A 14,387-nucleotide genomic window follows, 5' to 3' on the forward strand; every position below is an offset into this window, starting at 1 on the left:
CCGCCATGGCACTCACCCCCGAGGCACCGCCCGAGCTGCCCCGTCCCGACATCGCGGAGCGCCCCGCCCGCGACCGGGGCGGCTGGCCCATGCTCGGCCTGGCCCTGCTGCTGCTCGCCCTGGGCGCGGCGGCGATCCTGATCGGGATCGCCGCCGGCGGCGTCGCCGCCATCGCCGCCGGGCTCATCGTCGGCTCGCTGCTGGCGGTGGCCGCGGTGGTGGTCGCCGTCGGGCTGACCCCGGTCGCACCCGGCGAGGCCCGGGTGCTGCAGCTGCTCGGCCGCTACACCGGCACGGTCCGCACCGACGGGCTGCGCTGGGTCAACCCGATCACCGAGCGCAAGCGGATCTCCACCAGGATCCGCAACCACGAGACCGGGCTGGCCAAGGTCAACGACCTGGACGGCAACCCGATCGAGATCTCCGCGGTGGTCGTCTGGCAGGTCGAGGACACCGCCCTGGCCGAGTTCGCGGTCGACGACTTCGTGGAGTTCGTGGCCTTCCAGACCGAGGCCGCGGTCCGGCACATCGCCGGCAGCTTCCCCTACGACTCCCACGAGCGGCTCTCGCTGCGCGACAACGCCGACGAGATCACCGGCAAGCTGTCGGAGGAGCTGGCGCTGCGGGTCGCCTCCGCGGGCGTGTCCATCATCGAGTCGCGGATCACCCGGCTGGCCTACGCCCCGGAGATCGCCCAGGCCATGCTCCGCCGCCAGCAGGCCGGCGCGGTGGTGGCGGCCCGGCAGCGGATCGTCGAGGGCGCGGTCGGCATGGTCCAGCTGGCCCTGGAGCGGCTCGACGAGGAGAACGTGGTCGAGCTGGACGAGGAGCGCAAGGCCGCCATGGTCAGCAACCTGCTGGTGGTGCTGTGCGCCGACCGCGACGCCCAGCCGGTGGTCAACGCCGGTTCGCTCTACCAGTGACCTGTGGCTTCCGAACGTAAGAAGATCCTGCTGCGGCTCGACCCCGCCGTGCACGACGCGCTGGCCCGTTGGGCGGGGGACGAGCTGCGCAGCACCAACGCGCAGATCGAGTTCCTGCTGCGCCAGGCACTGAGCGACGCCGGGCGGATGCCCCGGTCCGCCGGACGGATGCGGCGGCCGGGCCGGCCGTCCAAGCCCCGGTCCGGCGCCGGGGACGAACCCGCGACGGAGAACGGCCCCGACGAGGGCGCCTCCGCGGAGAGCCCCACCGGAGACGAGATCTCCGCGGACCGGCCCTCCGGGGACCGGACTTCCGCCTCCCCCGACGAGGGGGAGCGCACGAGCGAGGACGAGGACGAGGATTAGGTCATGGTCGAGATCCCCGAATCCCTGCCGGCCAGGATGTTCCTGCTGGCCTACGACCTGGAGAAGAAGCGCCTGGCGGTGTCGGGCAGCCGCCTCGGCTACGTGCTGCGCGCCGCCGCCCTCACCGAGCTGTACCTGGACGGGAGGCTCACCGAGGAGCGGCGCAAGCCCAAGCCCGACACCCCCGGCGACGACCCGTACGGGCTGGTCGCGCAGATCGCCTCGTCCCGGCCGCGCTCCTGGCAGTACTGGGTGCGCAAGGACAGCCGGGCGATGGTCCGGACCGTGCGGGATGAGCTGGCGGGCGGCGGCTGGATCCGGGTGCGGCACCGCCGGGTGCTCGGCCTCTTCCCCTGCGACGAGGTCACGGTGAAGGATCCGCGGGTGGTCAAGACGCTGTGGGGCGGGGCGTCCTCGGCGCTGCGCGGCCGTCCGGTCGCGCACGTCAACAGCTACGACGCCGCGGCGGTGGCGCTGGCGGCGGCGGGCGAGCTCAAGACCGTGCTGCCGGGGGCCGACCGGCGGCGGCACAAGCGCCGGATCGCGGAGCTGACCGCGCGTTCCGGCCCGGCCGCCCCCGCGGTGCGCAAGGTGATCCAGGCCTACCACGCGGCGGCCGCCTCCGGCGGCTGACCGCCCTCCCCCGCCTCGAACCCCGTGCCCGGGCCCCGCACTCGCCGCGCCGCCCGGGCCTTCGGGCCGGGGAGCCCCGGGGACGCCCGAAGGGTTTGGGGGATAATGCCGGATTGACGGCAAGTTCGCGATATATAGACATTGCCGGATATCCCGTACGAAGGGGCGACGGTGCGGCGAGCCAAGCGGCGCGGCGGCGGAACGGAGGCGCCCCCCTCGGGCACGGGCGACGGCGCCGGGACACCCGGAAAACCCGAGACATCCGGGACACCTGGAGCACCGGTCCGCAATCCCTGGCGGGTGCTGTCGGCGGTCAGCCTCGGCACGGTCCTCCTCGTCGTCAACATCAGCACGCTCAACATCGCGCTCCCGGTGGTGGTCCGCCACTTCGACGCGAGCGCGTCCGCGGCCGGCTGGCTGCTGCTGGCCTTCATGCTCACCCAGACCTCGCTGCTGGTGGTGTTCGGCCGCATGGCCGACGTGTTCGGCCGCCGCGGCACCTACCTCTGCGGCCTGGCCGCGTTCACCGTGGCCAGCCTGCTGGCCGGGTTCGCGCCGAACGTGGAGACCCTGATCGCGCTGCGGGTGCTGCAGGGCGTCGGCGGGGCGGTGCTGCTGGCCAACGGGACCGCCGTCATCGCCTGGGCGTTCGGGCCGGCCCGGCTCAGCCAGGGCCTGGGCGTCTACCTCGGCGTGCTGGGCGCGGCCCCGCTGCTGGGGCCCTCGATCGGCGGCTACCTCGCCGGGTCGGCGGGCTGGCAGTGGGTGTTCTGGTTCAACGTCCCGCTCGGCGCGCTGGCGCTGGGCTGGGCGTTCCTGTCGCTGCCCCGGATGCCGCGCGGGGCGCGGGAACCGATCGACGTGCTGGGCGCGGTGCTGCTGACCGGGTGGCTGGGGGCGCTGGTGATCGCGCTGTCGGAGGCGGGGTCCCGGGGCTGGAACGGTCCGGCGACCATCGCGGGCGCCGTGGTCTGCGCGCTGCTGTTCCCGCTGTTCGTGATCCGGCAGCGCCGGATCCGGCATCCGCTGGTCGACCTGGCGCTGTTCGGCGACCGCGGGTTCACGGTGGGCTCGCTGGCCGCGCTGTTCAACACCCTGGCCCGGTTCGGGACGCTGCTGCTGCTGGCGCTGTTCCTGCAGGCGATCAGCGGCATGACGCCCGCGCAGGCCGGGCTGGCCGTGCTGCCCGGGCCGCTGGCGGGCATGGTGGCCGCGCCGGTGGGCGGCTTCCTGGGACGGCGCGTCGCCCCGCGCACCCTCGCCGTCGCCGGTTCGCTGATCACCTCCGCGGGGCTGGCGATGATGCTGCCGCTGCTGTCCGGGCACACCCCGTACTGGCTGGTCGCGCTGTGCCTGGCGCTGGTGTCGATCGGCAGCGGGGTGTTCACCACCGGCAACACCGCCGCGATCCTGGCGACCGTCCCGACCGAGCGGCTCGGCATCGTCAACGGGCTGCGGATGTCGCTGGTGAACGTCGGGAACGTGCTGAGCGCCGCGCTGTGCCTGGCCCTGGCCGCCTCCGCGCTCGCCCGCGACGACCGGCACCTGCTGTACCAGGGCGCGGCGGCGGGGCTGTCGCGCGACTCCATCGGCGATCTGGTCGCCGGATACCAGCGGGCGTTCACGCTGCTGCTGGTGGCCTCCCTGATCTGCACCTTCGCCTCCCTGTCCAACCGGCTGGTCCGCGTCCGGGACGGAGGCAAGGCCGGCAACGGCCCCGAGGAGAAGGCCCCGCGGGGAAAATCGTGTGCGGCCGAGAAAGGCGCGCCCTAGGCTGTCCGAATGATCGGAAGGCAGCGGCAGAACGCTTCTCCCCCCTCGATTTTCGAACACATCCGGGCGCACATTCCCGAGGAGGGCCCGGGGCTTTCCCCGGGCGGTGAAACGCTGCCCGACGAGGGCGACGGCGACGAGAAGTTCATGTGGGCCCCGGGGGCTCATGACGGCGTGCTCACCCACCATTGGGGCGGTTCAGGCGATCCCGAGGAAGTGCGACGGCTCTCGACCGCCCTCACCGACGCCGTCTCCGCGTCCAAGCGCGAGGCGCGGGCCGCCTACGAGGCGCTGTACGAGACCGCCAGGGGGATCACGATCGTCCCGGTCGTCGACGGCGTCCTGACCGGGGTGCGCTCGTCCGGCGTCGACCCCGAGGACTGCTACCGGCTGGCCCACCGCCTGGCGACCGAGGGAGGGCACCGCGAGCCCGTCAAGCTCGGCATCGCGCTGCTCGGCCTGTTCGACGCGGGGCACCACCGCGACGAGCTCATGATCCTGGGGCGGCACGACGAGTTCACCCTCTTCGCCGCGGTCGCCCTGGGCAACCGCGACGACGACGGCGCCGAGGCCGAGCTGTGGGAGCTGGCCCGCCAGGTGCGGGGCTGGGGGCGCGTCCACCTCGTCGAACGCCTTTCCGACACCGCCGATCCGCGGATCCGGGAATGGATTCTGCGGGACGGATTCCGCAACGAGGTGATGGACGCCTACCTCGCCGGAATCGCGGCCGAGACCGGCGGGCTGGCCGACGCCCTTTCCGGGGACCCCGACGACGAACTCCTCTACGCGGCGGGCGACATTCTCACCGCGCTGTCCGACGACGGCGGGCCGGTCCAGGGAATGCCCGGCTACGCCGACGGAAAGCGCGCGGCGTCCCTTTTCCTCGACCATATGTCGGCGCGGGCGGCCGACCTGCGGCATTTCCTGGCCGTGCAGGACGTGCGCGGCTACGCCGAGCGCGAGTGGCCGGAGCTGGCGGCGCGCTGCACGGAGATCATGGACCGCCCGCTGTGGGCCGACCTGGCGCGGCGGGGGCTCGCCTCCGAGGACCCGGCGGAGTTCCGCCGGGCCGCGCACGTCTGCCGGACGCTGGGCGTCCCGACGCTGCGGGCGCATCTGGACCGGCTGCGCACGCGCGATCCCTTCGACTCCGCCGACTGGTTCGGCGCCGTCGGGCAGGCCGGGCCGGACTCGATCGACGAGGTCCTCGCGCTGGCGGTCGAGCTGCTGCCCCTGGACGAGATCGCCACCGGCCCGGCCGACGAGATGGGCGTGGGCGAGCGCTTCGCCCCGCACCGCTGCCTCGACACGCTGCTGCAGGATCTCGGCGGCCGGCCCGGCCGCGGCGTGCCGCTGGTGATCGCGGGCCTGGCGAGCCCGGTCGTGCGCAACCGGAACATGGCGGTCCGGGCGCTGGACGGCTGGGGCCGGGACGCCTGGCCCGAGGGGGCCGGTGACGCGGTGGCCGCCGCCCTGGCCCGGGAGCCCGACGAGTCCGTGCGCGGGCGGCTCCAGGCACTGTTGGACGGCCGCCCCATCGACTGACCCTGGACCCGCCTACTCGACGACGAGCTCGACCGGGATGTTGCCGCGGGTCGCGTTGGAGTAGGGGCAGACCTGGTGGGCCTGCTCGACCAGCGCGCGGCCGGTGTCCCCGGCCAGTTCGTCGGGCAGCTCGACCCGCAGCACGACGCTGAGCCCGAACCCGCTCTCGACGTCGCCGCCGATGCCGACCTCGGCGGTGACCGAGACGTCCCTGACGTCGTGCCGCTCCGCCCTGGCGACGGCGCTCAGCGCGCTGGCGAAGCAGGCCGCGTACCCGGCGGCGAAGAGCTGCTCGGGGTTGGTGCCCTCGCCGCTGCCGCCCATCTCGCGGGGCAGGGCGAGGGGCAGGTCGAGCCTTCCGTCGGAGCTGACCGCGCGGCCGTCCCTTCCGCTGGCCGTGGCCGCGGCGGTGTAGTGCGCCGTGCTGCTCGTCGTCGCGCCGTCCGGCATGTCGTCTCCCTCGTGCCCGGTGGGCCGATCCCACCTGCTCACAATTGAAGATAGCACAACTTAGTTGTGCACAACTCAGGTGGCCCGGTCCGGCCTTGTCCGTTTCGACCCGCGCCACGGGGTTTGCCGGGCATCGTCAGGGCAGACAGCACGTAAGAGGAGCAGCGTTCTACGGAGAAGACGTGGAGATCAACTTCGATCTTCGGTTCCCCAGGGACGCGGCGAGCGTCCCGGCGATCCGCCGGCTGCTGGACGCCTCGCTGGACGTGCTCGGGGTCGAGGAGCCGATTCGCGGTGACATCGGGCTGATGCTGACCGAGGCGTGCGCCAACGTCGTGCAGCACGCCCGGGCGGGCGACGCCTACACGGTCCGGGTCCTCATCGTGGACGAGCGCTGCGTCATCAAGGTGATCGACCACGGCCGCGGCTTCGACCCGGCGCGGCTGGCGCCGGGTCACCCGGTCGCCCCCGACCCCACCGCCGAGCACGGCCGCGGCATGCTGATCATGGAGACGCTGGCCGACGAGGTGCGGCTGCACTCCTACCCCGAGCACGGCGCGCTGGTGTCGCTGGAGAAGAAGCTGCACTACGGCGGCGACACGCTGGGCCGGCGGCTGGCCGACTCGGCCTGGGCGAACGGCCACACGCCCCCGCCCGGAAGTAGGGTGCGTCTCATGAACGAGGCCGATCCCGAGCTCCAGGAGTTCGCGACGAGGCTGTTCGACCTGGCCAGGCAGGGTCAGACCGAGCAGCTGGTCGCCTACGTCGAGGCGGGCGTCCCCGCCAACCTCTGCAACGACAAGGGCGACACGCTGCTCATGCTGGCCGCCTACCACGGCCACGCCGACACCGTGCGCGCCCTCGCGGCCCGCGGCGCCGACCCGGACCGGGAGAACGACCGCGGCCAGCGCCCGCTGTCCGGCGCCGTCTTCAAGAAGGAGCCGGCGGTGGTGCGGGCCCTGCTGGACGCCGGCGCCGACCCCAGGGCCGGGACGCCCTCCGCGTACGACACCGCGCAGATGTTCGGCCAGGCCGAGTTCGTGGTCTGGTTCGACGAGCGGGCCGCCCCGTCCTCCTGACGAAGGTCGGGGGTGGAAGGGCCCGTTCGGGCATGATCACCTGACCGGCCCTGGCCCCGCCATCCGGACGTCCGCTTCGTCCCTTAGGGCGTGTCCGCCCATTGCGGAGGGCCGACGAGAGCGAGTTCGACGACGGCCTCGCCGAGCCGCCGGCGGTGGAGCGGATCCTCGGGAAGTTCGGCGCCGCGGGCCTGCTCGTCCGCGAGGACGGCACCGTGGCGATCGCGTCCGCGGCGCTGCTGCGCGCCTGGCCCCGGCTGCGCGGCTGGGTCGCCGCCGAGCGCGACGGGCTGCCCGTCCACCACGACCTCGCCGACGCCGCGCTGCTCTGGGACCGCAACGGGCGCAAGAGCAGCGACCTGTACCAGGGGACGCCGCTGGAGCGGGCGATGCGCTGGGCCGCCACCGGCCGCCGCCACGCCGCGCTCAACCTGGTCGAGAACGCCTTCCTGGACGCCTGCGCCGCGCTGGGGCGGCGCCGGGCGCGGCTGCGGCGGCTGCTCGTCGGGGTGCTGTCGGCGCTGCTGGCGCTGCTGGCGGTCACGACCGTGACCGTCGTCGCGCAGCAGCGCACCGTGACCCGGCAGCGCGACGAGGCGGTCGCCCGGCGGCTGGCCGGGCAGGCGGCGGAGCTGCGCCGGAGCGATCCGCGCACGGCGCGGCGCCTGGCGGTCGCCGCCGCCCGCCTCGCCGCCGTCCCCGAGACGCGGTCGGCGGTGCTGGCCGCGCTCGGCCAGGTGGAGGAGGACGTCTTCACCCCGCCGGGGCACTCGCCCGAGGGCGGCGCGATGGCGCTGGCGCCCGACGGCCGCACCCTGGTCACGGCCGACGCGGGCACCGCGCGGCTGTGGGACCTGGACACCCACCGGCAGACCCGTTCCGTCCCGATCTCGGTCCCGGCCGCCGAGGGCGTCGCGCTGAGTCCCGACGGCTCCACCGTCGCGGTCGGGTACGGCGACGGCCGGGCGCGGCTGTGGGACGTGCGCACCGGCCGCGCGCTCGGGACGGAGTTCGGCGAGCCCGACCCGCGCAACACCTCCCCCGTCCAGGTCGAGTTCTCCCCGCGCGGCGGCCACGTGCTCATCTCGACCAGTGAGCGCCTCCAGCTGTGGTCGGGCGGCGCGGCGCCGCGGCTCGCGCTCCGCCGGGACGGTCCGCCCAAGACCCACGCCTTCAGCCCCGACGACCGGACGATCATCCTCGCGGTGACCGAGGAGTTCGAGTGGTGGGACATCGCCGCGCACCGGCGGCTGCCGGTCGACGGGACGCCGCTGGCGCCCGCGGACCGGCCCGGCAACGTGGCCTTCAGCCCCGACGGGCGGCTGTTCGCCCGTACCGAGGACACCGGGATCACCGTCACCGAACTGGCGACCGGGCGCCGCGCCGCCTGGCTGTTCACGGCGAACGAGCAGCCCCTGGTCCCCGTGTTCAGCCCCGACGGCGCGTTCCTGGCCGATGGGGGGCGGCTGTGGCGCCCCGCCGCCGGAGCCGCGGTGAGCGGCCTGCTGATGCGCAACCGGGACATGGAGGCACAGTGCGGGCCCTCGCGGTTCGGGGCCGGGGCCCGCACCCTGCGCTGCGTCCGTGAAGGGCGGGCGGTCGTCTCCACCGACGTGAGCGCCTACACGCGCGCGCCCGTCCTCCCCGGCGCGCCCACGCCCGCCGAGGCCGCGTTCAGCCGTGACGGCCGCATGCTGGCCACGCTGGAGGGCGACCGGGTACGGGTCTGGGACGTGCGCGGGCGCCGCCCGGTGACGGAGATGCCGACCGCGGCGGAGGCCGTCCCCGGGTCCGCGGACGAGCGCTTCGCCTGGAGCGCCGACGGCCGCAGGCTCGCCGTGGTCGCCGCGGACGGCGCCGGCATCGACGTCTGGGAGGTGCCCGCCCGGAGGAAGACCGGCTCGCTCACCGCGCCGGGACGGCCGGGCCTGCGGGTGCGTGAGCTGGAGTTCGCCCCGGACGGAGGGAGCCTCGACACCATCGGCGAGGAGGGCTCGCAGAACGTCCTGGAGTACTGGCGGGTCTCCCCCGCCGGGCTGATCCGTTCGCAGCCCTTGCCGTCACCGTCGGGCCCCGAGCAGGCGGCGACGACGTTCGAGGGGCTCGGCCTGGTCTTCGCGCCGGACGGGCGGTCGGTGACCGTGGGCCGGGGCGCGGGCACCTTCGCGTTCCCGTCCGGCGCGCGGAGCGCACCGCCCGGCCCCGGCATGGGCCCCGTCCGGGCCGCCGCCCCCGACGGCCGGACCCTCGCCGCCGTCGACTCGGGCCGGGACGTCGCCTTCTGGGACGCCCGCACGCAGCGCCGCACGGCGCTGCGGCTGCTCGGCGGGACCGGCCAGGAGCGCACCGCGATCGTCTCCGTGGCGTTCTCCCCGGACGGGCGGACCGTCGCCACCGGAGACGACGCCGGGGCGGTACGGCTGTGGGACGCCGCGAGCGGGGCGCCGATCGGCGGGGCGTTCACCGGCCACTCCTCCAGCGTGCTGGCGCTGGCGTTCGCGCCGGAAGGCCGGAGCCTGCTGGCCGTGGACGGAAGCGGCGTCTTGACCTCCTCCCCCTCGTGAACGAGGGGGATTCCAACCCGTGCCCTCAGGAGAGAACAGGTTGAGGTTCGCGGTTCATCCGCCCCGGCACCCCGGAGCGTCCCCGCGCAGCAACGGCCGGTCCGGCCGCCGTGCCCACGAGCGTGCACACGAGGCTCGCCTCGTAGGCGATGTTGCGTGCCGCGTTCACATCGGCGTTGCAGGCGAAACCACAGGACCGACACCGGAAACGCGCTTGGCTCTCACGCGCCTGCGGGTCGATGGTCCTGCACGCCGAGCAGCGCTGCGAGGTGAACGCGGGGTTGATCTTGTACACGCGGCCGGGGGCCTTGTCCTCCAGCCGCTCCACCAGCTTGGCCCAGCCGTTGGCGAGGATGCCCCGGTTCAGTCCCGCCTTGGCGGCGACGTTGCGTCCCGGCCGCTGGAGGGTGCCTCTGGCCGAGCGGGTCATGCCCGAGACGTTGAGGTCCTCGACGCCGATCACCTCGAACCGGCGGGCCAGGGCGGTGGAGGTCTGCTCCACCCAGTTCTTGCGCCGGTCGCTTTCGCGGGTGTTGAGGCGGGCGAGCGCGGCCTTGAGAGCGGCGCGGCGGCGGGAGCCGCGCCGGGCGCGTCCCAGCCTGCGGGCCAGCCGCTCCAGGCGCCGCTGTTCTCCGGGGGTGAGGCCGGGCACGTGCAGCAGGTCCCCGGTCGAGAGGGCGGCGCTGACGGTGACGCCCCGGTCCACCCCGACCACGCTCCCGTCACCGGGCCCGGGGACCGGGGGCGGGACGTGCGCGAAGGCCACATGCCAGCGCCCGGCCCGGTCACGGGTGACCCGGTAGGACTTCACACCCGCCGGTACCGGCCGCGACAGCCGGAACCACACCCATCCGCACTTGGGCACCAGCACCGCACCCCACTTGCGCGACAGGCGCCTGACCTGGTGGGGTTTGACGCCGATCTGCCGGAACCCCTCGTGCACGCCCTGCTTGCGCCAGGTGGGGCGGCGGTGGGTACCGGCGAAGAAGTTGGCCATCGCCTGCGCGAAGTCGCGCAAGGCCTGCTGCTGGACGGTCTGCGGCCCGGCCCGTAGCCACCCGAACTCGGCGCGGGCCTCGGTGAGCTGCCGAAACTGCTCGTGGTAGCCGGGTGCGCCGCCCCGGTGCCGGGACCAGAAGGCGTGCTGCTCCAGAGCCAGGTTCCATACGAACCGGGCGTGCGCGCAATGCGAGAGCAGGACGTACTCCTGCTCGGGCGTGGGGTCCAGACGGTAACGCGACACAAGTGTGAGCGTAGCGTGCACGCTCGAACACAGGGACGAGAACGTGCAGGATGGTGCCTGGTCGGCGGACATTCGCCCTGGGGGCGAATCTCCTTCCCCTGCCCTGCTCCGCAGGGGTCCGATTCCTCCCCGGCCTGAAGGCCGGGGTTTCCTCGGAGGTTCTTGGATGAAGGAGCACGTCCTCGACCCGGCGCGGGCCGCGGCCGCGCTGTGCGGCGGCCGCGGCGGCCTGACGGAGGCGGAGTGGCGGCGGTACGTCCCCGAGGTCCCCTACCGCCGGACCTGCTGACCGTTCAGTGGTCGGCCGGGGCCAGGTCCAGGGTGTGGCCGTTCGACCCCTCGGCGAGCAGGACGCGGCGGGCCGGGAGCGGGATCTCGATGCCCTCGATCTGGAAGCGGCGGTGCAGCCGCTTGACGAACTCGTGCTTGAGGCGGAACTGCTCGCCGAACTCGGTGATCCGCAGGATGACGGTGAAGTTGATCGCCGAGTCGGCGAAGGTGTGGAAGCGGACCAGGGTCTCGTGCTCCTTCACCGCGCCCTCGATCTCGTTCATCACCTCGGTGCCGATCTCGACGACGACCTTCTCCACGTGCTCCAGGTCGCTGCCGTAGGCCACCTTCGCCTGGATCAGCAGGGACATGTCCTGCGCCGGGCGGTGGTAGTTGGTGAGGATCGTGTCGGAGAACCGCTGGTTGGGGATCACCTCGACGTTGTCGGACAGGGTCCGGATGGAGGTGTTGCGCCAGTTGATGTCGACGACGTACCCCTCCTGGCCGCTGCTGAGCCTGATGTAGTCGCCGGGCTCGATGGTCTTGGACGCCAGCACGTGCACGCCCGCGAACAGGTTGGCCAGGGTGTCCTGGAGGGCCAGCGCGACCGCCAGGCCGCCGACGCCCAGGGCGCCCAGCAGCGGGGTGATGGAGACCCCGAGGCTCTGCAGCATCACCAGCATGCCGATGCCGAGCACGACCACCCGGGTGATGTTGGCGAAGATCGTCACGTTGGCGGCCACGCCCTGCCGGGCCAGCGCGATCGAGGTGACGATGCCGGCGATCAGCCGGGCGCAGGCCAGCGAGACGATGACGATCGTCAGCGCGGTGAGCACCCGGGCGGTGACCGAGAGCGAGCCGGGCTTGAGGTCCAGCACGTTCGCCGCGATCCAGGCGCCGCCGAGCAGGGCCAGCGGGACCGCGAGGTCGTGCAGCAGCTTGGCGGCCAGGTCGTCCCAGGCCCAGCGGCTGTCGACCGCCCGCTTGTTCAGCCGTCCCGACAGGATGCGCAGGACGACCGCGACGGCCAGCGCCACCGCGAACACCACGGCGGCGGCGATGATCCGGCCCCAGTCCAGCGACTCAGGCATGACGTGAATCTCTCCCTCCGGGCGGCGGCCTGCTCCGGCCGCACGCACCGTTTTCTGGCAGTACGCGGCATAAATTCGCTCTGCTGTACTGATCCCGATTTGGCCCGATCGTAGTGAAAATGTTCGGCGCCGGGGACGATCTCGGAAGACCCTGCCCACTGTCGGTAAGGCCACACGGTAAGTGACGCAAACGCAGGTCACGAGCAGTAAGTGAAACGTCACGGGCACGCGCCGTGAAAAATGTGGCGCGGACCTCCCTTCCCCCGCGGCGGAACGGCGGAGGTCGCCGATTAGGGTTGATCGAGTGGTAGGTCTGGGTCTCATGCGCCGTCTGGGGACCACGGCGCTCGGGCTTCCGAACGGTCCCCACCGGGTGTCGGTGCGCCGCGACCTTGAGGTCCCGGCCGCCGACGGGATCACGCTGCTGGCCGATCACTACGCGCCGGTGGACGTCGACCGGCCGCCGACCGTGCTGGTCCGCTCGCCCTACGGCAGGCGCGGCCCGTTCGGCCTCATGTGCGGCCAGGCGTTCGCCTCGCACGGCTTCCAGGCCGTGGTGCAGAGCGTGCGCGGCGGCTTCGGCTCCGGCGGGGTCTTCGAGCCGCTGGACGAGAGCGAGGACGGCCTGGCCACGATCGCGTGGCTGAAGGAGCAGCCGTGGTTCGGCGGCACGTTCGCCATGCACGGCCCCAGCTACCTCGGATATGTGCAGTGGGCGGTGGCGGCCGAGGCCGGTCCCGAGCTCAAGGCCCTGTCGATGCAGGTGACGGCGTCGCAGTTCCGCGACGCCATCAACGTCGGCGGCACCTTCGCGCTGGAGTCCACGCTGATCTGGGTCGACCTCACCTCCCGGATGAAGCACCCGCTGTCGGGCATCACCACCGGCCTCATGTCACCGCGCCGGGCCCGCCGCGCCGCGCTCTCGGGCCGCCCACTGGCCGAACTCGACGTGCTGGCGACCGGCGAGCAGCGCCGCTTCTTCCAGGACCTGCTGGTCAGCGGCCCCGACACGCCCTTCTGGGACCGGCGCGACTTCAGCCCGACCGTGTCCGAGGTCAAGGCGCCGGTGAACATGACCGGCGGCTGGTACGACATCTTCCTGCCCTGGCAGCTCAAGGACTACGCGGCGCTGCGCGCGGGCGGGCACCGGCCCTACCTCACCATCGGCCCCTGGTTCCACGCCGACCAGCGGATGATGCGCGGCTCGATCGGCGAGTCGCTGAGCTGGTTCCGCGCCCACCTCCTGGACGACCCCGCCGGCCTGCGCGAGAAACCCGTCCGGCTGTTCGTCACGGGAGCCGAGGAGTGGCGCGAGTTCCCGGACTGGCCCGTCCCGGGCATGCGGGAGCGGCGCTGGCACCTGCTCCCCGACGGCGGCCTCGGCCACGACCGCGCGCCCGAGTCCGAACCCGACCGCTACCGGTACGACCCCGACCACCCCACGCCGTTCCTGGGCGGCCCCACCCTGCTGGGCGACAACCACCCGGTCACCGACCAGCGCCGCCTGGAGCGCCGCCGCGACGTGCTCACCTACACCTCGGAGGAGCTCGAAGAGGACCTGGAGATCATCGGCCCGGTCACGGCCGAGCTGTTCGTCCGGTCCGACCGGGAGCACACCGACTTCGTGGTGCGGCTGTGCGACGTGGACCCCGACGGCAAGTCGCTGAACCTGTGCGAGGGCATGCGACGGCTCGTCCCCGGCACCCCGGAGGCCGACGAGGAGGGCGTGCGCCGCGTCGCGGTGGAGCTGTGGCCCGTCGGCCACCGGTTCCCGGCCGGGCACCGCGTCCGCGTGCAGGTGTGCAGCGGCGCCTACCCGCGGGTGGCGCGCAATCCGGGCACCGGCGAGCCGATCGGCACCGCGTCCACGATGCTCACCGCCGACCAGGAGATCTTCCACGAGCCGGGCAGGCCGTCGGCGATCGTGCTCCCCGAGATGCCGGCCGGCTAGCCCTTGGCGGAGCGGGCGCGCAGGGCGGCCAGGGCCTTGTCGGCGTGCACGTTCATCCGGATCTCGCTCTTCACGATCTCCAGGACGCGGCGGTCGGTGTCAATGACGAACGTCTGCCGCTTGGTCGGCGCCAGCGCCACCCCCCGCTTCACCCCGAAGAGCGCGCGCACCGTGCCGTCGGCGTCGGCCAGCAGCGGGTAGCCGAAGTCGTGCTTGTCGGCGAACTCCTTCTGCTTGGCCACGTCGTCGCCGCTGATCCCCACCGGGTGCGCGCCGACCTCGGCCAGCTCGCCCTTGAGGTCGCGGAAGTGGCACGCCTCGGAGGTGCACCCCGGCGTCATCGCGGCGGGATAGAAGAAGAGGACGACCGGGCCGTCCTCCAGCAGGCCGCCGAGCGTACGGGTGCGGCCCGTCTCGTCCGGCAGTTCGAAGTCGTCGACCACGTCGCCCACGTTCATGGACTGAACGTACAACAGCGACACGCCCGGCGGCAGGGGGC

The 14,387-nt window shown here is 73.4% G+C and carries 12 protein-coding genes and 1 pseudogene; 9 read left to right on the forward strand and 4 right to left on the reverse strand.

The features are described 5' to 3' along the window. Nucleotides 1–5 precede the first annotated feature (5 nt). The 5 genes and pseudogenes from ACZ466_RS03990 to ACZ466_RS04010 all read left to right on the forward strand — a co-directional run bounded on the left by ACZ466_RS03990 (nt 6) and on the right by ACZ466_RS04010 (nt 5,240). A complete protein-coding gene (locus tag ACZ466_RS03990) occupies nt 6–923 on the forward strand; it encodes an SPFH domain-containing protein (protein ID WP_464044003.1) in 918 nt (305 codons plus the stop codon). Between the two features lie 3 nt (nt 924–926). After that, nucleotides 927–1,163 (forward strand): annotated as a pseudogene (locus ACZ466_RS03995) (type II toxin-antitoxin system antitoxin); the annotation flags it as partial. A gap of 129 nt (nt 1,164–1,292) precedes the next feature. Continuing rightward, the gene (locus ACZ466_RS04000; RefSeq protein ID WP_378283642.1) at nt 1,293–1,922 is read left to right on the forward strand and encodes a GOLPH3/VPS74 family protein; all 630 of its coding nucleotides are present in this window, start codon (nt 1,293–1,295) and stop codon (nt 1,920–1,922) included. A 171-nt stretch (nt 1,923–2,093) separates the two neighbouring features. Beyond that, a complete protein-coding gene (locus ACZ466_RS04005) occupies nt 2,094–3,695 on the forward strand; it encodes a DHA2 family efflux MFS transporter permease subunit (protein ID WP_378283643.1) in 1,602 nt (533 codons plus the stop codon). 9 nt (nt 3,696–3,704) lie between these two features. Then, complete coding sequence (locus ACZ466_RS04010; RefSeq protein WP_378283644.1) at nt 3,705–5,240, forward strand: hypothetical protein; 1,536 nt, start codon at nt 3,705–3,707, stop codon at nt 5,238–5,240. 12 nt (nt 5,241–5,252) lie between these two features. Here the strand turns inward: ACZ466_RS04010 and ACZ466_RS04015 are convergent, their stop codons facing one another. Beyond that, on the reverse strand, nt 5,253–5,690 hold the full coding sequence (locus ACZ466_RS04015) for an organic hydroperoxide resistance protein (protein ID WP_378283645.1): 438 nt from the start codon (nt 5,688–5,690) through the stop codon (nt 5,253–5,255). 182 nt (nt 5,691–5,872) lie between these two features. Here ACZ466_RS04015 and ACZ466_RS04020 point away from each other — a divergent pair, with 182 nt between their 5' ends. Continuing rightward, nucleotides 5,873–6,769: an ATP-binding protein gene (locus tag ACZ466_RS04020; protein WP_378283646.1), complete on the forward strand. Its 897-nt coding sequence runs from the start codon at nt 5,873–5,875 to the stop codon at nt 6,767–6,769. A gap of 101 nt (nt 6,770–6,870) precedes the next feature. Continuing rightward, a complete protein-coding gene (locus ACZ466_RS04025; RefSeq protein ID WP_464042844.1) occupies nt 6,871–9,333 on the forward strand; it encodes a WD40 repeat domain-containing protein in 2,463 nt (820 codons plus the stop codon). A gap of 25 nt (nt 9,334–9,358) precedes the next feature. Here the strand turns inward: ACZ466_RS04025 and ACZ466_RS04030 are convergent, their stop codons facing one another. Then, a complete protein-coding gene (locus ACZ466_RS04030) occupies nt 9,359–10,576 on the reverse strand; it encodes an RNA-guided endonuclease InsQ/TnpB family protein (protein WP_378283648.1) in 1,218 nt (405 codons plus the stop codon). A gap of 166 nt (nt 10,577–10,742) precedes the next feature. On the opposite strand from ACZ466_RS04030, the gene ACZ466_RS04035 reads away from it, so the two are divergent. Beyond that, nucleotides 10,743–10,865, forward strand: a complete 123-nt coding sequence (locus ACZ466_RS04035; RefSeq protein ID WP_378283649.1) for a hypothetical protein — start codon at nt 10,743–10,745, stop codon at nt 10,863–10,865. A gap of 4 nt (nt 10,866–10,869) precedes the next feature. Here ACZ466_RS04035 and ACZ466_RS04040 read toward each other — a convergent pair whose 3' ends face one another. Continuing rightward, nucleotides 10,870–11,937 (reverse strand): mechanosensitive ion channel family protein, encoded by a 1,068-nt coding sequence (locus ACZ466_RS04040; protein WP_378283650.1) that lies wholly within the window; start codon nt 11,935–11,937, stop codon nt 10,870–10,872. A 322-nt stretch (nt 11,938–12,259) separates the two neighbouring features. Between ACZ466_RS04040 and ACZ466_RS04045 the strand changes: the two genes are divergently transcribed. Beyond that, nucleotides 12,260–13,888, forward strand: coding sequence for a CocE/NonD family hydrolase (locus ACZ466_RS04045; protein ID WP_378283651.1), 1,629 nt, complete (start codon nt 12,260–12,262; stop codon nt 13,886–13,888). Here the strand turns inward: ACZ466_RS04045 and ACZ466_RS04050 are convergent. Beyond that, a complete protein-coding gene (locus ACZ466_RS04050) occupies nt 13,885–14,346 on the reverse strand; it encodes a peroxiredoxin (protein ID WP_378283653.1) in 462 nt (153 codons plus the stop codon). The genes ACZ466_RS04045 and ACZ466_RS04050 overlap by 4 nt on opposite strands. Between the last annotated feature and the right edge of the window lie 41 nt (nt 14,347–14,387).

The sequence above is a fragment of the Actinomadura rugatobispora genome (assembly GCF_055379765.1).